Origin of the sequence: Paenibacillus xylanilyticus (assembly GCF_009664365.1) — a bacterium.
GTDB classification, from domain to species: domain Bacteria; phylum Bacillota; class Bacilli; order Paenibacillales; family Paenibacillaceae; genus Paenibacillus; species Paenibacillus xylanilyticus_A.
Genome location: NZ_CP044310.1, coordinates 4405516 through 4429514, shown reverse-complemented (window position 1 = coordinate 4429514; position 23999 = coordinate 4405516). Strand labels below are relative to the sequence as shown.

21 protein-coding genes and 1 pseudogene are annotated in these 23999 nt (G+C 48.8%); 10 read left to right on the top strand and 12 right to left on the bottom strand.

The genetic code is table 11. The annotated features are described in order from the left end of the window. Positions 1 to 82 precede the first annotated feature (82 nt). From F4V51_RS19690 to F4V51_RS19665, 6 genes are all read left to right on the top strand, one after another. Positions 83 to 1285 (top strand): LLM class flavin-dependent oxidoreductase, encoded by a 1203-nt coding sequence (locus tag F4V51_RS19690; RefSeq protein WP_153979328.1) that lies wholly within the window; start codon positions 83 to 85, stop codon positions 1283 to 1285. A 65-nt stretch (positions 1286 to 1350) separates the two neighbouring features. After that, the gene (locus F4V51_RS19685) at positions 1351 to 2625 is read left to right on the top strand and encodes an ABC transporter substrate-binding protein (RefSeq protein WP_153979327.1); all 1275 of its coding nucleotides are present in this window, start codon (positions 1351 to 1353) and stop codon (positions 2623 to 2625) included. 3 nt (positions 2626 to 2628) lie between these two features. Then, complete coding sequence (locus F4V51_RS19680; RefSeq protein WP_201281161.1) at positions 2629 to 3501, top strand: carbohydrate ABC transporter permease; 873 nt, start codon at positions 2629 to 2631, stop codon at positions 3499 to 3501. A gap of 40 nt (positions 3502 to 3541) precedes the next feature. Further along, positions 3542 to 4357 (top strand): carbohydrate ABC transporter permease, encoded by an 816-nt coding sequence (locus tag F4V51_RS19675; protein ID WP_153979326.1) that lies wholly within the window; start codon positions 3542 to 3544, stop codon positions 4355 to 4357. A 112-nt stretch (positions 4358 to 4469) separates the two neighbouring features. Further along, positions 4470 to 5687, top strand: a complete 1218-nt coding sequence (locus F4V51_RS19670; protein WP_153979325.1) for an MFS transporter — start codon at positions 4470 to 4472, stop codon at positions 5685 to 5687. Positions 5688 to 5967: 280 nt separating this feature from the next. Next, positions 5968 to 6798: a cell wall hydrolase gene (locus F4V51_RS19665; RefSeq protein ID WP_227779827.1), complete on the top strand. Its 831-nt coding sequence runs from the start codon at positions 5968 to 5970 to the stop codon at positions 6796 to 6798. A gap of 168 nt (positions 6799 to 6966) precedes the next feature. On the opposite strand, the gene F4V51_RS19660 is transcribed toward F4V51_RS19665, so the two are convergent. Beyond that, positions 6967 to 7737 carry a hypothetical protein gene (locus F4V51_RS19660; RefSeq protein WP_153979324.1) on the bottom strand — a complete coding sequence of 257 codons (771 nt, stop codon included), beginning with the start codon at positions 7735 to 7737 and terminating at the stop codon, positions 6967 to 6969. Positions 7738 to 8075: 338 nt separating this feature from the next. On the opposite strand from F4V51_RS19660, the gene yaaA reads away from it, so the two are divergent. Continuing rightward, positions 8076 to 8828 carry a peroxide stress protein YaaA gene (gene yaaA, locus F4V51_RS19655; RefSeq protein ID WP_153979323.1) on the top strand — a complete coding sequence of 251 codons (753 nt, stop codon included), beginning with the start codon at positions 8076 to 8078 and terminating at the stop codon, positions 8826 to 8828. Positions 8829 to 8996: 168 nt separating this feature from the next. On the opposite strand, the gene F4V51_RS19650 is transcribed toward yaaA, so the two are convergent. After that, on the bottom strand, positions 8997 to 10229 hold the full coding sequence (locus F4V51_RS19650; RefSeq protein WP_236146827.1) for a right-handed parallel beta-helix repeat-containing protein: 1233 nt from the start codon (positions 10227 to 10229) through the stop codon (positions 8997 to 8999). 707 nt (positions 10230 to 10936) lie between these two features. Beyond that, a pseudogene (locus F4V51_RS19645) lies at positions 10937 to 12430 on the bottom strand (catalase); the annotation flags it as partial. Between the two features lie 172 nt (positions 12431 to 12602). Between F4V51_RS19645 and F4V51_RS19640 the strand changes: the two are divergent. Next, positions 12603 to 14585: an ATP-dependent DNA helicase gene (locus F4V51_RS19640; RefSeq protein ID WP_153979321.1), complete on the top strand. Its 1983-nt coding sequence runs from the start codon at positions 12603 to 12605 to the stop codon at positions 14583 to 14585. A 255-nt stretch (positions 14586 to 14840) separates the two neighbouring features. Here the strand turns inward: F4V51_RS19640 and cysK are convergent, their stop codons facing one another. The 4 genes from cysK to F4V51_RS19620 form a co-directional block, all read right to left on the bottom strand. Further along, positions 14841 to 15794: a cysteine synthase A gene (gene cysK, locus F4V51_RS19635; RefSeq protein WP_153979320.1), complete on the bottom strand. Its 954-nt coding sequence runs from the start codon at positions 15792 to 15794 to the stop codon at positions 14841 to 14843. A gap of 203 nt (positions 15795 to 15997) precedes the next feature. Then, complete coding sequence (locus F4V51_RS19630) at positions 15998 to 16384, bottom strand: YhjD family protein (RefSeq protein ID WP_153979319.1); 387 nt, start codon at positions 16382 to 16384, stop codon at positions 15998 to 16000. 411 nt (positions 16385 to 16795) lie between these two features. Continuing rightward, on the bottom strand, positions 16796 to 17029 hold the full coding sequence (locus F4V51_RS19625) for a hypothetical protein (protein ID WP_095290332.1): 234 nt from the start codon (positions 17027 to 17029) through the stop codon (positions 16796 to 16798). Beyond that, the gene (locus tag F4V51_RS19620) at positions 17026 to 18063 is read right to left on the bottom strand and encodes a nucleotide-binding protein (protein WP_095290334.1); all 1038 of its coding nucleotides are present in this window, start codon (positions 18061 to 18063) and stop codon (positions 17026 to 17028) included. The genes F4V51_RS19625 and F4V51_RS19620 overlap by 4 nt, the downstream gene beginning before the upstream one ends. A 905-nt stretch (positions 18064 to 18968) precedes the next feature. Between F4V51_RS19620 and F4V51_RS19615 the strand changes: the two genes are divergently transcribed. After that, positions 18969 to 19691 (top strand): YitT family protein, encoded by a 723-nt coding sequence (locus F4V51_RS19615; protein ID WP_153979318.1) that lies wholly within the window; start codon positions 18969 to 18971, stop codon positions 19689 to 19691. 122 nt (positions 19692 to 19813) lie between these two features. On the opposite strand, the gene F4V51_RS19610 is transcribed toward F4V51_RS19615, so the two are convergent. Further along, positions 19814 to 20266: a DUF2188 domain-containing protein gene (locus F4V51_RS19610; RefSeq protein WP_153979317.1), complete on the bottom strand. Its 453-nt coding sequence runs from the start codon at positions 20264 to 20266 to the stop codon at positions 19814 to 19816. 204 nt (positions 20267 to 20470) lie between these two features. On the opposite strand from F4V51_RS19610, the gene F4V51_RS19605 reads away from it, so the two are divergent. Next, positions 20471 to 21271: a lipid II flippase family protein gene (locus tag F4V51_RS19605; RefSeq protein WP_153979316.1), complete on the top strand. Its 801-nt coding sequence runs from the start codon at positions 20471 to 20473 to the stop codon at positions 21269 to 21271. Between the two features lie 49 nt (positions 21272 to 21320). Here the strand turns inward: F4V51_RS19605 and F4V51_RS19600 are convergent, their stop codons facing one another. From F4V51_RS19600 to F4V51_RS19585, 4 genes are all read right to left on the bottom strand, one after another. Continuing rightward, positions 21321 to 21722 (bottom strand): hypothetical protein, encoded by a 402-nt coding sequence (locus F4V51_RS19600; RefSeq protein WP_153979315.1) that lies wholly within the window; start codon positions 21720 to 21722, stop codon positions 21321 to 21323. Next, positions 21719 to 21925, bottom strand: a complete 207-nt coding sequence (locus tag F4V51_RS19595; RefSeq protein WP_095290343.1) for a helix-turn-helix transcriptional regulator — start codon at positions 21923 to 21925, stop codon at positions 21719 to 21721. The genes F4V51_RS19600 and F4V51_RS19595 overlap by 4 nt, the downstream gene beginning before the upstream one ends. 207 nt (positions 21926 to 22132) lie before the next feature. After that, on the bottom strand, positions 22133 to 23095 hold the full coding sequence (msrA, locus tag F4V51_RS19590) for a peptide-methionine (S)-S-oxide reductase MsrA (protein ID WP_095290345.1): 963 nt from the start codon (positions 23093 to 23095) through the stop codon (positions 22133 to 22135). 128 nt (positions 23096 to 23223) lie between these two features. Continuing rightward, the gene (locus F4V51_RS19585) at positions 23224 to 23835 is read right to left on the bottom strand and encodes a TVP38/TMEM64 family protein (RefSeq protein WP_153979314.1); all 612 of its coding nucleotides are present in this window, start codon (positions 23833 to 23835) and stop codon (positions 23224 to 23226) included. Positions 23836 to 23999 lie beyond the last annotated feature (164 nt).

Below are 23999 nucleotides of genomic sequence, written 5' to 3'. Positions count from 1 at the left end.
AGTGATCGAAAGGTTTTCTGTAACCGTAGTGGGAGAGTAACAATTCAGTAGTCCAATTTATCAACAGAGAGGAATGACTTGTATGAGCGAACACGAAGAACTGAAATTCGGATGGTTTTTGCCAACGGCTGGAGACGGAAAATATGTTGGGGTTGCCCCGGAACGGGAACCGAGTCTGGATTATTTGATACAGGTAGCACAAACGGCCGAAACGGCAGGATTTGAATTCGTATTGATCCCGACCGGTGGGGCATGTCTGGATGCTTGGGTCGTCGGTTCAGCAGTGATGAGTCATACGCAAACACTTCGTCCTCTCGTGGCCATTCGGCCAGGCCTGGTTACACCAGTGCTCGCCGCACGGATGGGAGCTGCACTCGATCAGCTCTCTGGCGGACGTGCCATGATTAATGTCGTGACGGGCAGCTCGGTCCGAGATCTGGAGGAACTGGGAGATCCGCTGGCACATGCCCATGACGAACGTTATGTACGGGCGAGCGAGTATATGGAAGTGATGAAGCGTTCGTGGACACAGTCGACCGGACTCAATCTGACCGAGTTTGCTGGCAGTGGTTCCAAATCGAATGCGGAAGCATCCAGTAATGAGAATCAGGAATTTAATGGTCAATATTACAGCTTTAAAGGCCCGGTAGGCATGCCGGAAACAGTACAGAAGCCTTACCCGCCATTTTATCTGGGTGGAAGTTCACCTATTGCCAAACGAGTGGCTGTAGAGCATGCCGATACGTTCCTTATGTGGGGTGAACCGCACGACTGGATTCAGGAGCAAATTGAGGAAATTGAAGTGATCCGCGAACAGGTGAAACAGGAAACAGGACAGGATCGCCAGCTGCGTTACGGGATGCGGGCACAGGTGCTCATTCGAGATACCGAAGAAGAAGCTTGGGCAGCAGCGTGGGAGATCATTAGCAAAGTTCCACCTGAAGCCATCGAGAAAGCAAAAGCGGCTTTTGCTGAGACAGACGCCACCAACCAGCGCAGACAGAATGAGCTCCGTGAATTGTCCGAGAAACAGCAGTTCGTGGTAGGGCCCAACTTGTGGACCGGTTTGTCCGTTGTTCGTTCAGGCGGGGCAATCCTCATTGTGGGCACGGCGGAACAAGTAGCAGAGCGTCTGATGGAATACGCGGATCTCGGCGTGACCACATTCATATTGTCAGGCTATCCGCATCTGGAGGAAGCCGAAATATTTGGCGAGAAAGTAATGCCGATCATTCGCAGCAAGTGGAGTACGAGAAATGTGAAGCATCAGCTTAGCAGCAATTAATTCAACTATCATCTAATAATCAACAAATATTACCTAATTCAACATTACTCAGGAGGTCGTCTTTCATGAGAAAAAATAAAAAATTCATCCTTCCCCTGGTCAGTATGCTGGTTATGTCCTTGCTGCTGTCCGCTTGTGGGGGCGGGGATAACTCTGCAGCAGGCGAGAACGGCTCCTCCGGTTCAGGCAAAGTCACCATCAGCTTTATGCACTGGCGCGGTGAAGATGCTGAAGCGCTGAACAAGACCATTGATGCTTTCGAAAAGGAAAATCCGAACATTCATGTGGAGATGCAGACGCTCCCTTCAGACCAGTATCAATCCACAGTTCAATCCAAAATCAGTGATGGCTCAGTGGGGGATGTATTTGCCTCCTTCCCGGGTGCACAGTTCAATGCTTTTACCAAAGCCGGATTGTTCACGGACCTGACTGGATCATCTTTTCTCTCTGCCTATAACTCCAAGCTGATCGAGGCAGGCCAGCTGGATGGCAAGCAATATGCGATTCCGTATCAGCTCGTATACAACGATCCCATTTATAATGTGAAGCTGTTTGAAAAATACGGTCTGACACCGCCGAAGGACTGGGACAGTTTCCTGGCGCTCTGCCAGACACTGAAAGACAATGGAATTATCCCGATTGCCTTTGCCGGAGCGGACATTGGTCCAGGGCAGTTCATGAACACCATGGTGATGAATAACGCACCAAGTGACGACATTTTTACCAAAGTGGAAGCAGGAGAGGCGAAACTGACAGATGAGTTCTGGGTGAAAACACTCACGCAGATTAAGGAGCTGAACGATAAAGGCTATTTCCAGCAGGATGCACTGGGTACCAAGGACCCGGCGGCAGGAGCACTGTTCATTCAGGAGAAGGCAGCCATGCTTGCAAGTGGTTCCTATCAGCTCGCTCAGAACAAGCTGCAAAATCCGAATTTGGAGCAAAAGCTGCTTGCACCTATAACAGTAAACGCAGATCAGGCAAAGTATGAAGGGGTTCATACCACGACGTTTATGCTTGCGGTAAACAGCAAGTCCAAGCATCCGGAAGAGGCGAAGAAATTTATCGAGTTTCTGAGCAAACCCGAAGTGGCTGGAGCTTATGCCAACCAGACGGGTCAGAACGTAACGGTAAATGACGTGAAGTATGATTCCGCCGAACTCCAGGTTGCAGGGGAGTGGGCAAACAAGAAGACCGTGTTCCAGCCACGGTTCACTATTCTGAACGGAGATAATCAGAAGGCAGTCACCAACTCCATTCAGGCCGTGCTTAGCGGGACTTCCCCAGAAGAAGCCGCACAGCAGGCACAAGCAATTATCGATCAGCATATCGGGAAATAAGTCATGAAGAATCGTATTCAGCTATCCCTGTTTCTGTTACCCGGGTTGCTGCTGTACGTGGGACTGTTCGTTTTTCCTACATTGACGGGGCTGTTCTACTCCTTTACGGATTGGGACGGGGTATCCCCGTCGTATGCGTTTGTAGGGCTGGATAATTATAAGGACAGTCTCAGCAGCATCGTCTTTCGCAAGGCCTTTGGCAATAACGTTGAATTCATGCTCACGGTGGTTATTGCCCAAACCTTTATTTCACTGGTGTTGGCCTTACTGCTCGTCCGAAATACCAAAACGCGGATTGTGCTTCGCGCCCTGTATTTTCTCCCGGCCATTTTGTCCTCCGTATCGGTTGGACTGATCTGGGCTTTCATGTATGATCCATCCATTGGATTGATCAACTATGGGTTAAACGGGGTAGGTATGGAGAGTCTTGCACGCAACTGGATCGGTGATCCCAAAATTGCAATCTACTCCATTGCAGCCGTGCAGGTCTGGGCTCATGCCGGGCAAATGATGATTGTGTTTATCGCAGGACTGCAAGGCATTCCGGCTGAACTGTATGAGGCCGCGCGAATGGATGGTGGCAGCAAATGGCAGGTATTCCGTACGGTGACCTGGCCGCTGCTTGCCCCTTCGGCTACCATTGTCGTTGCCTATACAACGATCCAATCGTTCAAGGCATTCGATCTTATTTTCACCATGACGGACGGAGGTCCGAACTACGCGACTGAAATTTTGACGACGTATATTTATCATACCGCCTTTGGCAGCTATTCATTTGGCCTCGCTTCTGCGGGTTCGATGATCTTCCTGGTTCTGCTGGCCTTGCTGACGTTTGTGCAGTTCAAGGCACTGCGTGCCGACCGGGTAAGCTATTGATGCCGGAACGTACTCACATAAGAGGCAGAAGGGAGTTCACATGTTTCTAAAATGGTTCAATCGCCTGATTTTGTTGGTGTACGCGCTGCTGATTATCGTACCGCTGTACTTCGTATTTGTATCCTCATTCAAAACAAGCAGCAACTTCTTCACCAGTCCATTCAGCTGGCCTGATCCGTTTACCTGGGATAACGTTACGGGCATGTTTCGCAGTCAGCCGATGTGGCAATATTTCGGCAACAGTCTTGTCGTGACACTGGGTACGGTGGTGATTGAGCTGCTGCTGAGCAGCATGATTGCCTATGCCATTGTTCGCTGGGGCGGAAGTGTGGGGAAAATTGTATTTGGGCTGTTCGTTGCTGGGCTTATTGTTCCTTCCCAGGTCAGCATGCTGCCGATCTACTCTCTTACACGCACGCTGGGCTGGTCGGACAGCCTAACGGGGCTGATCGTTGTATCGGCCGCCATGCTGATGCCTGTCTCCGTATTCATGCTGACGGGTTTCATGCGCATGCTGAATGCCGAGATTCTGGAGGCGGGCAGCATGGATGGGGCAAGCGAGTGGCGCCTCTACACACGGATTGCGCTTCCGCTTGCGGCACCTTCACTTGCGGCTACAGCTACGTTCCTGCTGGTCATGGTTTGGAATGATCTGCTCATTCCGATGCTCATGCTCAGCAGCAAGTCCAAATTGACGTTACCGCTGGCACTTATGCAGTTCCGCGGAGAGTATGTGACGAACTATCCGATGATGCTGACAGGGGTACTGGTGACGGCCATTCCGATGATTGTGCTGTTCATTTTGCTCCAGCGTTATTTTGTTGCAGGTCTGACAGCGGGTTCACTCAAGGGGTGAGCTATTGGATGGTGACGTGGAGGAGAGCGTATTTTTCATTGATTTCTGGATCATTCTGCATAATAATGGTTTAGTGTCAGAATGACTACATAGAGATCAAGGAGCTATCGTTATGACTAAACTGGAAGTGTTGCGGAATCCCAAGCAGCGCAAGCTGCTGTTCAGTGCCGGGATGAGCTGGCTGTTTGATGCAATGGAAGTCGGCATGATTTCCTTCATCGTGGCAGCTCTTGCCAAGGAATGGAGCCTCAGTCCCGGACAAGTCGGTGTGCTGACCAGTATCAACTCCATCGGTATGGCGCTCGGTGCATTGCTTGCAGGTGCACTCGCTGACCGTTTTGGCCGTAAGGCCATTTTGATGTGGACCCTGTTAATCTTCACCATTGCGAGCGGTTTGTCTGCACTGGCGACCGGCTTTGCCGTACTGTGCGTACTGCGCCTGATTGCTGGAATTGGGCTTGGTGGTGAGCTGCCTGTAGCCTCCACACTGGTATCAGAGTCCATGCCGACAGCAGAACGCGGCCGTGCCGTCGTGCTGCTGGAGAGTTTCTGGGCTGGAGGCTGGATTGTATCGGCACTCATTGCCAACTTTGTCATCCCGGAATACGGCTGGAGAATTGCATTTGCTATTGGTGCCGTTCCGGCATTCTACGCGCTGTATCTGCGCCGTGTCATTCAGGACCCGCCGCGTTACAAGCAAAACAAGACCATCCGGAAGACGACATTCGGGGAGAAAGTGGCTGCAGTCTGGTCTGCACCGCATCGCCGGACAACCATCATGCTCTGGATCTTGTGGTTTACGGTCATTTTCTCCTACTATGGCATGTTCCTGTGGCTGCCTTCCGTCGTGATGGCCAAAGGCTTCACCCTGGTCAAAAGCTTTCAGTACGTGCTGATTATGACGTTGGCACAGCTGCCTGGTTACTTTACAGCGGCTTATTTTATCGAGCGGTACGGACGTAAATTCGTCCTGGTCGTTTATCTTACACTGACGGCAGTGAGTGCGATTGCTTTTGGCTTGGCAACAACCGAAGCGGCCATTCTCACCGCAGGCATCTGTCTGTCTTTCTTCAATCTGGGGGCATGGGGCGGTCTGTACGCGTATAGTCCGGAACTATATCCAGATTCGGTTCGTTCGACAGGTGTGGGCCTTGCTACATCGGTGGGCCGCATCGGGGGCGTACTTGCTCCATTGATGGTCGGCATGCTGGTTCAGCGCGAGGTGGCCATTAGCCTGATTTTCACGATTTTCTTCGTGACGATCCTGATTGGCGCAGCGGCTGTACTCTTCCTCGGCCGGGAAACGAAGGGTCAGGAACTGGCAGAGTAGATGTAAATAAATACAAGCGCAACTTTTGTGCGGGTCTGCCTGCCTACGGAAATGGAGGCTGGACAAGCGGCATAAGGTTGATATAAGAAGAGGCATAGCCCTGACATGACCATGGGCTCATGCCTCTTTTTGCTATGTTCAAGGCCCTGTTTTTCATGCTCCATCGGTCCGATAGACGGCACTTTGGCGATATCCTATAATGACACTCGGGATGTCCATAAGGGAGGGTTCAGGGGGAAAAGTGGGGTCTGGACTCAGAATAATGGAGGTTAATCGAATCATGAAAAATAGTATTAAAATGGATCAAACGAATACAATGGCTAAAAAGCATAAGGTGAGTGGAACGAAAAGTGCCAATGAACTGATCAGGGCTTATAGGTTAGAATTAAGCAAAATTGCTGGCAACATGGAACCGATCACGGTGAGTCGGGCAGTAACTCATCGGAGGGGGAAAAAGGCTGGTAAAAGAGCAGGACGAGTCAGTTTACTTCTCAGTGCCTTTGCGATTGCTCTTGGTCTCACGATGGCAGCTCCATCTGCGGGAGCCCAGAAGCTGGAGAAGGGCGTTCAAAGTGAGCATGTGCTGCAATTGCAGGAGCAATTGCGGGATCTGGGTTACTTCAAAGCCGGATTGACCGGATATTACGGTTCCATTACCAAAAGTGCTGTACGCAAATTTCAGCAGGCTCAGGGCCTGAGCGCGGATGGAATTGCAGGCCCGGCGACACTGAATAGACTGAACAAAAAGGCCAAAGCCGAAGGTGAGACGCTGCGCCAGTTGGCGAAGCTAATTCACGGGGAGGCGCGCGGGGAATCCTTTGAAGGACAGGTTGCTGTAGGGGCGGTCGTCTTGAATCGGGTGCAATCCAGTGCATTCCCGTCATCCATCCCGCAGGTGATTTTCCAGAAAGGGCAGTTCACCGCAATTGATGATGGTCAGTTCAATACAAAGCCGACGGCTACTTCTTATAAGGCAGCGCGTAAAGCTTTGAATGGTGCTGATCCGACGAATGGTGCGCTCTATTATTACAATCCGAAGATTGCAACTTCGCTATGGAGCAAAAGCAGGCCGACTCTCCTGACGATTGGGCAGCACGATTTTACGAGATGAGACAGGTTGAGGCAGTAGCTAGAGCAAATACATTTTCTTAATAAAAACAAAGAATCCCAGCTGTGTACTCTGCTCTTCTGCAGGCACGTGGCTGGGGTTTAACAATGATGTTATCGCGGACAAATGATATCTTAGTATGGAAGCAAATATAAGCTTATAAATTTATTATTACTGTTGGACCGTGATAGGAATATTCAATGAAGTAGGCTCTACGATGGTCTCTCCGGTGTCATAGTCATAGATTCTGTTGAAAACCAATTCAATGGATTCCAGCTTGTCAGGGTCATCTGTATATACGAAACCATAGCCCATATTATCCACGACTACGCCGTCATATTGATGATAAACATAAGGCTTCCTCATGAAATTACGATCTGCTGAGATGGGTTTACCCGTATTGGGATGAATGGAATTCAACCCGTAAAATCCGATATTTTGATCCGTGGTATTTTCTACACTGTAGACGATTTTGATATAAGTCATATCAGGACCGATATCTTCTTGATTCAGAATAGAAATGTTTTTTCGGGATTCCTCAGGAATCTCAAGAGCCTCTAATAATTGAACATCCATAATATGAATCGTTAATGGCCCGAATTCAATACTTTGCTTCAGAGGCACAGCTTTTAACAATTGAAGTTGTCCGCCGTAATCAAATGTACCTGTATCTCCAGGTTCGGACAGAAGCGGTGATGGTTCACTTTCAAAAAGCTTATCCTGAAGGTCACTGGCAGCTTGCTCGAATGGATTATAATCTGGCTTAAGTCCTTTGTATGTTAGTTCGGCCCGGAAAGGCTGTAAACCGGATTCCAAGACAAGCTCAGAATCAGCAGGATGAGGCTGTAACGGAGTGATTTCCAGTGGTGTAGATGTGACGTCATTGGAGCTGCCTGAACCGCCCAAAAGTGCGAGAGCGAGCAGTAAATGAAAAACAAACATAAAAAGCGGCACCCTTTCTCTTTGAAAAATAGCAATTCAAATACATCGTATATAATCATAACAAAACAGCTCATGGTGACCATGAGAATATGGGCCTAACTTCAGCTAAGAACATATTGATAAGTTCATGATTTGGTCTAGTAGCAGGGGCCTATGCCAGACAATGTGGGTTCGATCGATTGTTCATTTTGAAATGTAACCTATACTCCATTCTTTTTGTTCCAAGTTATTCTACATAGACATGAGAGGAAAAAATGCTTCACCATTGGATTCATCTGCCTAATCCTGTACAATGGATAACGATAAAAACAACGGTAGATTAAGGATGGATCAGCACGATGAGAATTATCATATCACCTGCCAAAAAGATGAAGATCGATACCGATCTGATGACCAGCGCGCAGATGCCGCGTTTTATAAACGAGTCAGGACAGCTGTTGAGTGTGCTCCAAAAGTTATCCTATGACGAGCTCAAAGCGTTATGGAAGTGTAATGATGCAATCGCCGAACAGAATATGGAACGTATTCAAAAAATGAATCTAAAAGCCAATCTTACGCCAGCCATCTATGCCTATGAGGGCATTCAGTATCAGTATATGGCAGCGGGTGTTTTTCAGCAGGAAGAACTGTCGTATCTGGAGCAGCATTTGCGCATATTATCCGGTTTCTATGGCATGTTGCGGCCTTTCGACGGGGTTACACCTTATCGGTTGGAGATGCAGGGCAAACTGCAAGGTCCGGGCTTCAAAACGCTCTATCAATTCTGGGGCAGCAAGCTTGCAGATCAGCTTCAATCAGAAAGCAATTGTATTCTAAATTTGGCTTCCAAAGAGTACAGCAAAAATATCATTCCTTTTCTAAGCGAGGAAACCCGATTTATCAATTGTGTGTTTGGACAAATGGTCGATGGAAAGTTGGTTGAAAAGGCAACCCGCGCCAAAATGGCCAGAGGTGAGATGGTGCGGTACATGGCTGAGCGTAAGATTACAGATGTGGAGGAGATCAGAAGCTTTGATCGGTTAGATTTTGTTTTCTCCGAAGAGAAGTCGGATGAGAGTAATTATGTATTTATATATCCACAGGAGAAATAGCGAAAATTCATAGGTCAACGGGATGTTCACAGCAGCTCAAAGCCCCCTTCACCAAAACCAGCTAATTTGGCTGGTATCGTGAAGGGGGCTCTTCTTTAGACGGTTACATTTTACTCCACATGTGCACTCAATATACAGGTTTTAATCTAACTCAAAACGACATACCAACTACCTCGCCCCAATATTTGTACCGGATGGCGTACCCGAGCCAATCAGATCACTGCCTGCAGCAAGCTTCAGGAAATTACCCAGTACTGGCGTCCCATCGCTGCTGCGAGTTACAGATGGTACTAGGGAGACAAAGTCGTCTGCACTCGCGAGCAGGCCTTTGTCATTTACGCTCTTTTTGTTTTTCCACCAGACGTTGGTGCTGCTGACGTCGGTTCCGCTTGTTTTGTCACTGGCGCCGCCCTGGAAGGACAGATTATTGGTGAAAAGATGGGTGCCTACATCGAAGGCAAAATTGCTTTGGCCGTTGTTCCAGGACGTGTTGTTTTTCATCTGAATGGAACCGGGATTACTGTTGTATGTGAAGCCATGTTTTTTATTATTAAAGGCAATGCTGTTTTCCACAATATGATTCACAGCAATTTTCTCGCCGCCCAGCTTGAAGCCGTTGCCATCACTGTTGGAGGTGGATGTACCATCTAATGTTGCGCCGTTGGCATAAGCTATGCTGTTACGGATCGTTACGGCGCCAATAGCCCCCGTATCCGTTTTGCTGTAGAGATCCCATCCATCGTCCACATTATAGGCAGCGATACATGCGTCGAACAGGTTACCTGGGCCTACCGTTAATTTAGCGGCAAAACCGTCTGCATCCTCGCCATCATCCGGATCGTAGTTGTTATGGGAATAGGAGCGAATAATCTCATTGTAAGCAGGCCATTCACTCTTGGCAGCAGTCGAGGCGTACCGTCCCAGCTGGATGCCCGTATCGCGATTATGGTGAGCTTCAATCTGTTCCAGGCGATTGTAGCTACCACCGATAAAGATTCCGTTATCGCCCGCGCCTTTCACTTCAAGCCCTTTAACCAACCAATAATCCCCGAACATCTGCATACCCCGATTGGTGGATGAGAATGCTTGGGCGGAGAAATCGAAGACAGGCTTTTCCGTTCCGTAAGCGACCAGATTTTTGCGCTGTCCAGACGCGCCGCTGTTGCCTCGCTCAATCGTAACGGTTTCCGAGAAAGTGTAGGTTCCGCCCCGCAAAAAAATGGTTTTGCCCGGAGGGATTTGAGTCAGTGCATTCGCAAGTGTAGTCGGGCTTGCCAGCGTTCCCGGATTGTTTGCTGATCCGTTAGGAGCGACATATAAATCACCAGCAGCGAGTGCAGCAGGAGTTGTTGCAGCTGACTGTTCCGACGAATTTTGCACACCACTTTCCGTAAGTTCCATCGCACCAGCTAATCCACCACCTAATAGCATTAGAGGAAAAGCGGTGCTCAAACACAGATAAGCCATTTTCGATTTCCATGAACGTTCAGAGCGTACAGATGGATAATTAGAGACAGAAGGGAACCATTTCATTGTGAAACCTCCTTGGTTAATGGGATAGTGCATTTCGGTAGAGCACAGGTTCATCGTAAAACGTGTAAGCGTTATCAACAATAATCATTTCATTGGGTCACCTATACAAGCCGGTATGTCAGATGTCGAGGTCACAAGTGCTGCTATTTAAAAAGTGATGCATAATCCTTACATTGGCTGATCGCCTTCATTTAACGAGCAATCGTCTGAAATGAACGCGGGAAAGGGGGCAACAGGATGACAAAATGGCATGAAAACAAGGTTGATCCACCGAAATGAACCTCGACTACATGAAACTTGGTAAGGTCAGACTTGATTGGAAAAGTATTTGTCCATGGGTATAACTCAAAAAGCCCCGATAGCAGCTGCTTTAGGCAGCTGCTATCGGGGCAATGGCCATATATCGGTCGGATCCAAGATAATTTTCGATACGGTACTACGTGCTAATCTCTTCTATGTTGTCCTTATTTCAACTTTTAGTAAGGATCAGCTTCATGACTGCGCCGGGATGCTTCTTCCGCGCTTGGTTCATGTTTCGGCTGAACCGTGGCACTGTCATCTGTCGGCACAGACGCCAGTCCTTCAGCTACACGACGACCGTAGTCGGCATCGGCCTGAGTGAAGTGTGAGATCATGCGTTCACGAATGTCCGGTTTACATTTGGAGAGTGCACCAACCAGGTTGCTGACCAGTTCCTCTCGTTCCCAATCTTCAAACGCCCGGTATGTATCACCGGCTTGACCGAAGTCGTTAGGACGCGGAATTTTCTCCCGAACCAGTCGACCTTCAATAAGAGGTTCATGCTCCTTGCCGCGTGGAGCTGCTTCGGACAGACCACCCAGAGAAGAAGGCTCGTAGTTCACATGCGGGTTCTGTCCTGGCGCACGATCAACCTTGTACTGCATCTGACCACCGCTTTGGTTGGTAGCTACGCGATTTTTGGGAGCATTCACAGGCAACTGCAGATAGTTCGCTCCAACCCGGTGACGTTGGGTATCCGAGTAGGAGAAGGTACGCCCTTGCAGCAATTTGTCATCCGAGAAATCGAGCCCATCCACGAGAACCCCTGTGCCAAAAGCAGCTTGTTCCACTTCGTTAAAGTAATCCTCAGGATTGCGGTTCAAGGTCATTTTTCCTACAGGCAAAAACGGAAATTGCTCTGGCGGCCACAGCTTGGTCGGATCGAGTGGATCGAAGTCCAGCTCCGGATGTTCGCCGTCTTCCATGATCTGAACACACAGTTCCCATTCCGGGTAATCGCCCTGTTCAATCGCATGATACAGATCCAGGGTGGCATGGTTGAATTCCTGTCCCTGAATCTCGCTGGCGTCTTTTTGCAGCAGGTTCCGTATCCCTTGCTTCAGGGGTTCCCAGTGATATTTAATGAGCACACCCGTGCCTTCTTGGTTTACCCATTTGTATGTATTGACGCCCGATCCCTGCATTTGACGATAATTGGCCGGTATTCCCCATGGAGAGAAGAGGAACGTAATCATATGGGTAGCTTCAGGACTAAGCGAAACGAAGTCGAAAAACCGCTCCATGTCCTGTGCATTGGTCAACGGGTCCGGTTTGAAGGCATGTACCATATCCGGGAATTTCAGCGGGTCACGGATGAAAAAGATTTTCAGGTTGTTGCCAACAAGATCCCAGTTGCCGTCTTCGGTATAAAATTTCACAGCGAAGCCGCGCGGGTCACGGAGTGTCTCTGGTGAATGCCCACCATGGATTACCGTGGAAAACCGGACAAACACAGGGGTTTGTTTGCCTTTCTCCTGAAACAGACGAGCACGCGTATATTTGGATACAGGCTCATCACCGGCTGTTCCATACGCTTCGAATATGCCATGAGCACCAGCGCCGCGTGCATGGACCACCCGCTCAGGAATACGTTCGCGGTCAAAATGCGTAATCTTTTCGAGAAAATGATAATTCTCCAGCGTAGTCGGTCCCCGGCTGCCGACGGTTCGGACATTCTGATTATCCGTGATGGGGTGGCCCTGACGATCCGTTAAAGTCTCTGGTGACGTGTCTGGGGAATGCTCTGATTGTGAAGAATGATGATTCATGGAGCACCGCCTTTCCTTTTGATGGATTCGAATATATATTTTCCCTGGATCCTTGTTCTATACATTCCTTGTAGTAAAAAAAGCTTGTCACTTAACTCATAGCGTGAGATAATTAACTTTTGCCCAGCGGCCTTTTTTTGAACGAAAAATGTTAAGGGCTGCTTGTATAAGAATGGAGGCTGACCAAGGATTGTCTACACAACGTTATCCTTTTGCATATGACCCGGCAGAGCCCTTTGTATCCCGTTTGGGAGAGTGGGTGGCCGATGTTTTCTACGATATTTTGCCAGAGTCCGGCTTCGAGGTACGGGATGAACAGATTTTTATGGCGTACCAGCTCGAACGGGCCTATGGAGATAAAAAGACCATCATGGCTGAGGCCGGTGTAGGGACAGGCAAGACGTTAGTCTACCTGCTCTATGCGGTCTGTTATGCACGTTATACGGGCAAACCGGCAGTGATTGCCTGCGCCGATGAGTCATTGATTGAACAATTGGTGAAGCCGGGCGGAGATATTGCGAAGCTGGCCGAACATCTGGATCTTCAGGTGGACGCTCGTCTCGGTAAATCACCAGATCAATACGTTTGTTTGAACAAATTAAGTGCGGTAAGATTCGCGGACGAGGATGCGCCTGTCATTGAAGAAGTGCATGAGAGCCTGCCGGATTTCGTGAATACACCTGGAACGCTTCAGGCTTTCCATCCCTATGGTGACCGCAAACAGTATCCGCATTTGAACGATCGCCAGTGGAACAAGATCAACTGGGACCCATTCCAGGATTGCTTTGTTTGTCCAAAAAGACAGCGCTGCGGACTGACGTTATCACGTGATCACTATCGCCGCTCCAAGGACATCATCATCTGTTCCCATGACTACTACATGGAGCATGTGTGGACCTATGAGGCCCGCAAACGCGAAGGACAGCTGCCGCTGCTGCCTGATCACAGCTCGGTTGTCTTTGATGAAGGACATCTGCTGGAAGAGGCAGCGCTGAACGCACTCAGCTACAAGCTGAAACACCGCATCTTCGAGGAACTGGTAACTCGGCTTTTGGAAGGGGAGATTCGTGAGTCCCTTGCAGAACGTGTGGACGAAGCGATTGAGAGCAGTGAGCGACTGTTTAGACTGCTGGATACGTATACGGTGGCAATTCCAGGCTCAGAACGGAAGGAAGTTCGTGTAGAAGCGCCGCTGCTGCGTGAAATTGAACGTCTGACCAGTGTGCTGGATGCCATCGGTGAAGAGCTGGTATTTGAAAGTGGACTGTTCTCGCTGGATGGGTATCAGATGCGAGTAGTGGAAGAACATCTGGATATGATTCAGACAGCATTGTCCCTGTTCCGCAAGGAAGATGGCTACATCTGCTGGGCTGAAGAGAATGAGGACGAGACGACACTGTCCATCATGCCTCGCACGGTAAAAGAAATCCTGAACGAGCGCGTGTTCAATACCGGGATTCCCATTGTATTCTCGTCGGCAACCTTGTCAGTGGACAATTCCTTCCGTTATGTGGCAGACAGTCTGGGGATTGATGATTTTGTATCATTCTCGGTGGCTTCTCCATATGACTATGCGGATAAAATGCAGATGAAGATTACAGATCAAGCTGTACCCGGTCACCCGGAGAACGAAAATCGGATGCGAGATGCTGTGTCGATGCTTCAGGAAAGTGGCGGCCGTGCGCTTATTCTGTTCCGTACCATGGAAGAGCTGCGAACGTTTAAACAGGACATCGTTCATGTTCCGGAAGCGCAGGGTCTGCGATTCATGTACGAAGGCGACCGGGAGATCAGTGATCTGATTGCAGCGTTCCAGCAGGATGAGGAGAGTGTGCTGTGCTCCGTCAATCTGTGGGAGGGACTGGACGTTCCGGGCCCTTCATTATCCAATGTCATGATCTGGTCGCTCCCGTATCCTCCGCAGGATCCTGTATTCAATGCTAAACGCAGTGCATCTGCGGCACCGTACGAAGAGATTGATCTTCCATACATGCTGCTGCGCGTGAAGCAAGGTCTGGGACGTTTGATTCGCACAAGCAGTGACTCGGGTTCTGCGGTTATTCTCGATGAATCGCTGTATACCAAAAAGGAAGCCAAAGACCGCATTGCGGCCCTGCTTCCCAAAGGTGTGGAATGGACCACGTTGACACACTGATTGGTTTAGTTGCATGTTCTTAAAATGCTTCCTTATCGAAATAAGTTCTTGTTCTCTGCAGATGAATCATCTGTAGGTGAGCAAGAGCTTATTTTTTATTTTGATATGATATTGAGGGTGCCTGGAGTGGAGTTTCCCCTTACTCCTAGCTAAGCGTGAAGCAGGTTCATGGAGCAATTGAACGCAAATAGGCTGCCCTCGGTCAACATGATGAGTTAAGAGGCAGCCTTTTTTGGGAGTACAGATTATGTTGTGTTAAAAAATACCCATGCTCAAATAGCGTTCCCCGGTATCCGGCGCAATACAGAGCACTCGGTGGCCTGGCCCCAATTCTCGCGCAATGCGCAGTGCGGCCCAAGCCGAAGCACCAGATGAAGGGCCGAGCAGCAGCCCTTCCCGGGCAGCAAGCTGCCGCATGGTATCCAGTGCATCCTCATCGGACACCTGGATAATGGAGTCCCACACGTCGGTATTCAGAATGTCCGGTACGAACCCCGGACTTGTACCGACGAGCTTGTGGGGACCCGGCTCGCCGCCGGATAGCACGGGTGAACCTTTGGGCTCCACCGCATAGATCCGGATATCCGGCAGCTGCTTGCGCAGCTCTTCACCGGTTCCGGTGATGGTGCCGCCTGTGCCCGCTGTTGCAATAAAAGCATCCAGCTTGCCCTCCATCTGCTGCATAATCTCGGGAGCAGTCGTAACCCGGTGAATGTCCGGATTGGCCTGATTCTCGAATTGCTGAGGAATGAAGCTGCCCGGGATGTCAGCATGAAGCTCTTTCGCTTTGCGGATAGCCCCGGGCATCCGTTCAGCCGCAGGAGTGAGCACGACATCTGCGCCATAGGCTTTCAGAATGTTGATGCGCTCCTTGGACATATTGTCAGGCATGACCAGAATGGCCTTATATCCTTTGGCTGCAGCATTCATGGCGAGACCGATGCCTGTATTGCCGCTGGTGGGCTCGATGATGGTTGCGCCAGGAAGCAGCAGCCCTGCCCGTTCAGCCTGAACGATCAGATTGTAAGCGGCACGGTCCTTGACACTGCCGCTTGGATTGAAATATTCCAGTTTGACATATACGTCAGCAAAGTCACTGCCTGTGAGCCTGTTCAGTTTTACAGCCGGCGTCTGTCCGATCAACTCGGTCACATCTGCGGCAATGCCTGTATATCTGGTGGATGGTTGGTTACCCGAATTCAAATTCATGAAGTACAACTCCTTGAGTAATGAGACGTCTGAGAAAATTTTCTAATCATAGAGTCTGTTCACCTTAGTATAGACGACAGGCTTTTTTTGTTTTAGTAAGAATTCATTCCACGTCTAATATAGGTTCATCGTTGATAACGATAACGTTCCATTCCATCTTAATGAACCCGGCCGCTTCGGGTCAACCTGTATTCCGGTTCAAGCTACATGCGCTGCGTCAGATCAATATGCAGATGTCGGCTGAGTTCTTGCTTGACTTCATTACGTGCAAACGTCCAGAGCATGTAGAACCGCTGCCAATATCCCCTGCACAGGTAGACGGTTTCGATGCCATCCTGTTCACGTTTTTCCTCAAGAATTTTGACACCGCGTTTCCGCATCTGCTGCCGAACTGCCAGCATTTCTTGTAGTACCTGATTTTGAATGCGGGTCAGGGATAGAACGTACACCTCGGACATTTTCAGCAGAAGTGAATCCAGGGTGTGAATATCCCGTTCAAGCACATCCAGCAGCAGGGCATGCACGACAAGGCTTTTAACCAATCGATGGTCTTCATCCGTAGGAGATGGGGCGGAAGGGGAGGATGACATACATTCACTTCCTTAACCTTGAATTCGAACATATATATTTACAGAACATGTGTTCTTATATTATAATCAATATATGCAATGATGATACGGAATACAACAAGAAAAAATTGGGAGTGGGCATTCAGCAGGCCATGTACATTCATGATGGGGATGATTGCTCAGGACAAGCATACTCCAAATTTTAGGTATAATTTCTGGGTTATGCAGGAAACCTAAGAGCGTAAGAAATGGCCTAATGCAATTGCAGCACTGGATTCTTAAGCTTTCCGAGGTTAGTGGGGAGAGGTGTTCATTTTCGGTTGGTTGGTTTAATTGCGGGAGAATGGCCAACAAAAAAGCCCCTGCCTTGGGCGGCGGGGCCTGAACGTACTGCCGATTTCAGCGGCAGGATGAAGAACAATGCATAGAAAGTTAAGCTAAATATTGAGGTTTCTCGTACAGAGCTTCTTTTTCCAGGATGACCTTATAAGGTCGTTCCTTCCCCTTAAGCGAGGGGCCGATCGTGATTAGCGGGACGGCCGGTTTGTGGAAACGATCTTCTTCCTTAGGTTCCGGAACCGGTCGTGATGATTCGGGCGCAGAGCTGAGGCGTACCTTTTTTTCGCTGCCCCAGCGCTTGCTTATTTTTTTCATTTCCGGTTTCATTCCGGTTCGCCTCCTAACAAATCGTTGATGGCGTTGAACAGTTGACGATTCTGTAGGTCAATCTGTTGAAATACCGCCTCATCCGCTTCTATATGTCCAATAATATGAACCGTAATCACATACCTCTTGGCTACAGGATAGCATAGCAGATATTCTTTCTCAAGGTAATCGTCATACAGGTTAATCTTGATTTTATTTTCACGGTAAGAATCAATGACCAGAATGCGTTTTGGGTCATCTGGCTCTTTGTCGTCATTGGCAGACAACTCATATTTTCTCCCCGGTTCCCCTACATTACCACATAATTGCTCGATATAACCACTGTCATCTGTACGGTATATGGCTGTACCACGTACTGCGAATGGAGGATGGGACACAAATGCCGTACGAAGGGCATCACTCATTCGGTCGAGCATGACGGCATCCGCTTTGCGAACCCGCAGCAACTCTCTGAAGAACCTCAGAAGCTTTAGCAATTGCAGCCGTGCTTCTCCTTCAGTCACTTTATGCTGATTGATGATTTTCTCCAATTCTGGATCTACCCATCGTCCTTGTTCTTCTATACTGTCAGCAATTTTGGAGCATGCAACCGACACGGCTGGCGCCCACTTGCCATCAGAACGAATCTCATAGACCAGTGGATTCAAGCCAAGAAGATCAGTAGGCATACGCAAGCCCTCGATTTTTGCAGCATCCTTGATGTCTGTAATATCCTCCGGAAGAATGAAAAAAATACGCTTTCGTCCCAAACGGCCCATAAACAAACCCATTTCCAGCATTGTATTATCCCTGACAGATGCATAGTACTTCCCGCGAATTTTGGATATATCATCCGGATGAAAAATAAAAATGGCAAAGTCCGTCGTGCGCACCTCTGTTTCCAGATCGTCCATCGTATAGCTGCTTGGATTGAAAACACCGGAGTACCAAGGAGTAACTTCGGCTGAGAAACGCAAATTTTCGTGTACTGCGGCTGCAATCGGCTTCGCTTCCAGCGAGCAGCCAATAAAGACTCTTGGCTTCAACGTTTTCATCAATCCGCCTCGCTTAAACGGTAGTGGGAATCAATTGTTATATTATACCATAAAAAGCAGAGTAAGTCTGGAAAACGTCCGCGCTGGTCAAGAATGAGCCGATTTTCGTTTGCTATAGTGTATGTGAAAGCTCCCGAGGATTCCTTCGAAATTCGCACAAAAATAAAAAATAGCCCCAATTTGTCACGTTTGGGTGACTGACAGTTATATTCGCCATCATCGGTCATAGAATGAAGGAGCAGGTTGCACCATTAGTAAGCATTGATTGTCCTGGTGTGGCTGTTTGCCTGCTGGAGCCGCCCAGAGCATGCTTTATGCGCATTTTTGAAGGGTCTGCTGTTTAGACCCGTCCACGTCGGTGTTATATAATAGAAGAACAAGCAAGTTAGCTATAGAAGTTTAAACTGGATAGAGAAATTACATGTTTTTTATCAGACGGTCATTTACACGGAACGAAGAGTGCAGAACCCATCTGGAGAAGCGAAGCACTCGCGTTTATCACCGAATTTTTCCCTTAGGAGAAGGGAATCAAAAAAATTCCGGGGATAACAGCGATCGGAAGAGGGTACTGCAATCGTAGTGGTTAAGTGTAAATTTCATGAGTCAAACGTGTGATGTTCGCCAGTTTAATTGAAAGAGCTAACCACAAACAGACAGAAAGGATCAGGATACCATGAGTTCCCGAAGGACAATCTCCCCAAGGACGATCTGGAAACGTTACGATCTCTCATACACTTAGCGCCCCTTGTAGAGTAAACCAACCGTATTCACAAAAACGGCTGACTCTGCGAAAGAGGGGATTGGAATGAATATTCGAAGGACAAATACGATGATTTCTTCCAGGCTTGCCTTTTGCAGGGTACGGTCGGTCTAAAAACCAACCTACAAACTGCGAGGGAACCTGAATGAAGAGAACATCGTTAACCAAACAACACATTAAGGCTGAGGCGGGAAAACTCGCCATCATGCTGCTCGGTACTTTTATTTTGGCATTTGCTTACTATCACATTAATTTTCAGAATCATTTATCGGAGGGCGGATTTGTCGGTCTGGCCCTGCTCGGAAAATACGCGACGGGGTTATCGCCTGCCATTGGCATGCTGTTACTCGACATTCCGGTCATGATCCTGGCCTGGTTCATCAAAGGCTGGAAGTTCATGATTCAGGCGCTGATTGGCGTCGGCGCATTCTCCCTGTTCTATGACGGCTTTGAGCGATACTCGACATTGCAGATGTCATTCAACGGAAACCTGTGGATTCCTGCAGTCCTATCCGGCATATTGACGGGGGTAGGCGCAGGGATCGTGCTCCGATTCGGCGGAGCGACAGGCGGAGATGATATCCTTGCCGTGCTCGTTAGCCGCTGGAAGGGATGGAAGCTGGGAACCGTCTTCTTTGTCAGCGATGCGTTTGTGCTGGGCTTATCCCTTTTCTTTCTTCCGGTAAAAGAAACTTTATATACCATTCTGGCCGTGTGGATTGCCAGCAAAGTCATTACGTACGTGGTCAGTGTTCCGGTACGCCGGACCGTTACGACCTCAGCTGTGAAGGTATCCATACCTTCCGCAGCCAAGGCGGTGACTTCCCCTGCACCACGGACTTCAGTGGCGAGAGGAGTAACACAATAAATGAAAGGTACCAAAAAGTCCTTTTGACTGCCTGAGCGGCAGTGAAAAGGACTTTTTTTGTTGCTTTTTACACGGAGAAGCTGTTTTCATATGGTTCACTATCAGAGTGATGCACAAACCTGTCAGGGTTTAATGGAAGAAGCAATCTGTCCATCCTGGTTGTGAATAATAGCCCGAATGTTCTGCTCTCCGCTGATTTCCTTGGCGGCATCCACCGCTTCAGATTTGGTGTCAAACGTGGATACATATTGGGATTGACCCTCTTCCTTAATGGCCCAGCCCGATTCCGTAGGTACGACGTGAATATTGTCATGGCTTTTGGAAGAGGAGACAGGTTCTGAATGGCGACGTTTGGAAGCAGAACCGCTATCATCCGATGACCGGCCCGAATCCGTTGAACCCGATGCAGGGTGGTTCTCATCCCATTCTTCGGCTTTGGCAGTGGCTATTGCTATTGCGCGTCCTTCCTCATACCCGTCATCCAGCAGGGCATTGGCGATTTCAATCGCCTTATTTCGGATACGGGGCTCCAGATTTTTCATGGATACCGGATAATCATTCTTATTCCAAGGCATGTCTGAATCCCTCCTAGAGAGTAATCTTGGTTAGTTGTATATTACCCTGTGGGAGAAGGGATAAACGACAAAATGGACTGGCTGTGAAGGGGTAATGATTTGTCATACCGAGATGGCATTCCTATACTTTTGCAAGCTGGAGGGGTATAATGCTGTCACATGTACAAAAAGTCCAATACAGGAAAATAAAAGGAGTACAATCTAATGTTCAGTCTAAGTCTGGCTATTCCGATGCTGTTTACCATGCTTATTCATGCCGCAGACAGCCTGTCTTATGCGCTTCGTCTTGGCGGGCTAAGAACTCGCAGAATTGCGCTGGCCCTTTCCTTGTCGGGGATTCTGCTGCTGGTATCACGTACATCCAACATGGCCCAGGGACCGATGGTAGGGAATTTGGTGGATAACGCAACAAATGGAGGGAACTCACATTTTGCCGTGCAGCTGCACTGGCTGATGGGGGCGGCAACAGCAGGGACTGCCATGGCCATATTGTGTTTTCCAACGATGGTGAAGCTTGCGTCCAGAATGGTTGTGCATTTTGAAGCAGCGGGGTCCATTCCGACGATGGTACGCGGATTGCTGAACGGCACCAAAATCAGAAACGCAGCCTATTATATTACGCCGCCTTCCTGGAAAATGGCTAAGCGGCTAGTGCAGCATGGAATGCCGAGACGTTTGATGACGCTTAATGTAGCGGTGACAGCCATTTATACGACGGGTGTATTATCCAGTTTGTACGCAGCTTACCTGTATCCAGGGCAGGCCGTGGCTGCCTCCCAATCGACAGGGCTGATTAACGGAATTGCGACCATCTTGCTGACGATCCTGATCGATCCGCGAATTTCCCTGCTCAGTGATAAATCCCTGCGAGGCGAAATCCGTTTGGACCGAATGAATCAGATCTATGGCTGCATGCTGGTATCCCGTTTATTCGGCACGCTTGTGGCCCAGCTGCTGCTCATTCCATTTGCATACTGGATCGGCTGGGTCGTCAGCTGGTTGTGAAGAAGTAAATGGAACAGGACATCAGGGGAGTGATGCTGCGCAGAACACGTTAATCCTCTGTTGTCCTGTATTTGCGCATGTGAACCCATTCGATAAAAGGCAGCGTAACCATGGAAAGTCCGAGCAGCGATAATAGCAGGAGGCTTGGCTTTTCATGAACCCATTGATCTATGCCAACGGCCACCAGAATGAACAGGGTCAGTATAAAATATCCCACCTTCGAGCTCTGCTCCGTAATGCGTCTGCCCAGTTCCTCATCCTCACGCACCCCATCCCGATCCTCTTTGGTCCCCCAAGTCAGGGCTGACAGGAAAAGGATCGTAACTGCACCAAGTGAAGCAATATCATTTAATCCAATGTCCCTTCCTGTTGCAGTACGATAAATAACGGTAGCTAGCACAATAAATGCAGCAGCACCTGTAAGTGTCATTTTCCAATGCTTTATTTTCATTCTGAATTCTTCCTTTCGTACTGAAATAACTGCTCGATGGTGACCTCAAGCGCCTCGGAAATGGCAAAGGCGAGCGGAAGGCTGGGGTCGTATTTGTCATTCTCTATGGCGTTAATGGTTTGTCTGCTGACGTCGCACAACTCGGCGAGTTTGCCCTGGGATATGCCCAGCTCTTCACGCAGCAGCTTAATGCGGTTTTGCATGAATCAACCTCTTTTCTTGCCCCTAGGTTGTAAAGAACTCTTTACAGCTGTATTGTAAAAGGAAAAAAGTGTAGGTGTCAAGAACTCTTTACATGTCTTATCTGATTCAAATAGGAACATGAAAAAAGCAGGAGTAACGGTGATAACCCGCTGCTCCTGCTTTTTTGGACCGTGTTTTGGTTCCACGGTCAGGCAGTCGTATTTAATTTATTTGAAGAGGACTGCATACTCGCCGTATCCCTCTTTTTGCAAGTCTTCCTTCGGTACAAAGCGAAGAGCGGCGGAGTTAATGCAGTAACGCATACCACCCGCTTCGACAGGACCGTCGTTAAACAGGTGCCCCAGATGGGAATCCCCTTCACGGCTTCTGACTTCGGTACGAATCATGAAATGGCTGAGATCTGTTTTTTCCTTCACGTTGTAATCACGCAATGGACGCGTGAAGCTTGGCCAGCCGCAGCCTGAATCGTACTTGTCCGTTGAACTGAAGAGAGGCTCGCCAGAAACGATATCCACATAAATTCCGTCACCGTGGTGATCCCAGAACTCGTTGTGGAACGCTGGTTCCGTTGCATTATTCTGGGTCACTTCGTATTGCAGTGGAGTCAGACGCTCTTTCAGATTGCTTTTATCCACATTGCCGGACCAGTTGCGCTCGATGAAGTCTTCACGTCCGGAGCCTTTGCGATACCGTTTGTAGTGAGCCGGATTTTTGTGGTGGTAGTCCTGATGATGTTCTTCGGCCTCATAGAATGGTTTGGCAGGCAAAATGGGTGTGAAGATCGGTTTATCAAACCGTCCGCTCTGCTCCAGAGCTGCCTTGGAGGCTTCTGCAATCTGACGCTGTTCTTCGTTGTGGTAGAAGATAGCCGTCTGGTATGAAGATCCCCGGTCATGGAATTGTCCACCCGTATCCGTCGGATCGATTTGCTGCCAGAATAACTCGACGAGCTTCTCATAAGGGAAGATGGAAGGGTCGAACGTAATTTGAACGGCCTCTACATGTCCTGTCGTTTCCGAACAGACTTCCTCATATGTTGGATTCTCGGTATGTCCTCCTGTATAACCCGATACGATCTTGTGGATTCCGGGCAGTTCCTCAAAGGGGGATACCATACACCAGAAGCATCCGCCTGCAAATGTTGCTTTTTCGCTTGAATGTTGTTCCATGCTATAGTCACTCCATTTCTGATGAAGATTTATGAATTTGGCTTACACTTCTATTATATCCTGAATTGGCAAGCCAACCAAGCCGGACAGGGACAATTAAGCACAATAGTCATGTTAATGAATAATCATCAGGTCTTTTTTCGCGAGCGAACACGAAACAGCAGTAAGACGAGGGCCATAATGGCAAAGTATCCTACAAAAATGAGCAGACTCGTCCAGATGGAAGTTTCCGCTTGCGCGCCCGCATAGGCAAAAATTAAAATGGCAGGCATTTTGCCAATGGCCGTAGCCACCATGAACACCCAAAAAGGTGTGTAGGTAATGCCGGCATAAATATTGACCGCAGTTTGAGGTACAACGGGAAGCAGGCGAAGCGTCATAATGCCCATAAAGGGATGCGCCTCCATCCAGGTGGTAAAACGACTCAATCCACGGATGCGATCCAGGTAAGCTCTGGCCTGATTACGAAAAGCATATCTCGCTCCCGCATAAACGAGCAGTGCTGCGAGGGTGGTCCCCACCCAGCATACCCAGGCTGCTGTTGTGGTGCCGTAACTGTACCCCAAAGCTGCGATTACAAACTTGTAGGGAATCACAGGTACCAACGCAAAAAGCATTGCTATGATAATGAGAAGGGGGATGGACTGATTCTGATCGGTCCATGCCAGCAGTTCATATCTGTAAATAAACGTGACTCCGGCGAGCAAAACATACAAGAGGAGCCATAACCATTTCCGCAAATCCCCAAACGCTCCTTTCAGGTCAGGGCACTACTCTAATCTCCTGATCCTACATGCCTTTCTATCCAAGTGTACCACGTTGGACCGGGAACCGGATATTTCAATCCTTCTTGCGCTGATCAACTGGCATGTTGCTGGCTGAAGGGTTACACTATAGGTCGTGG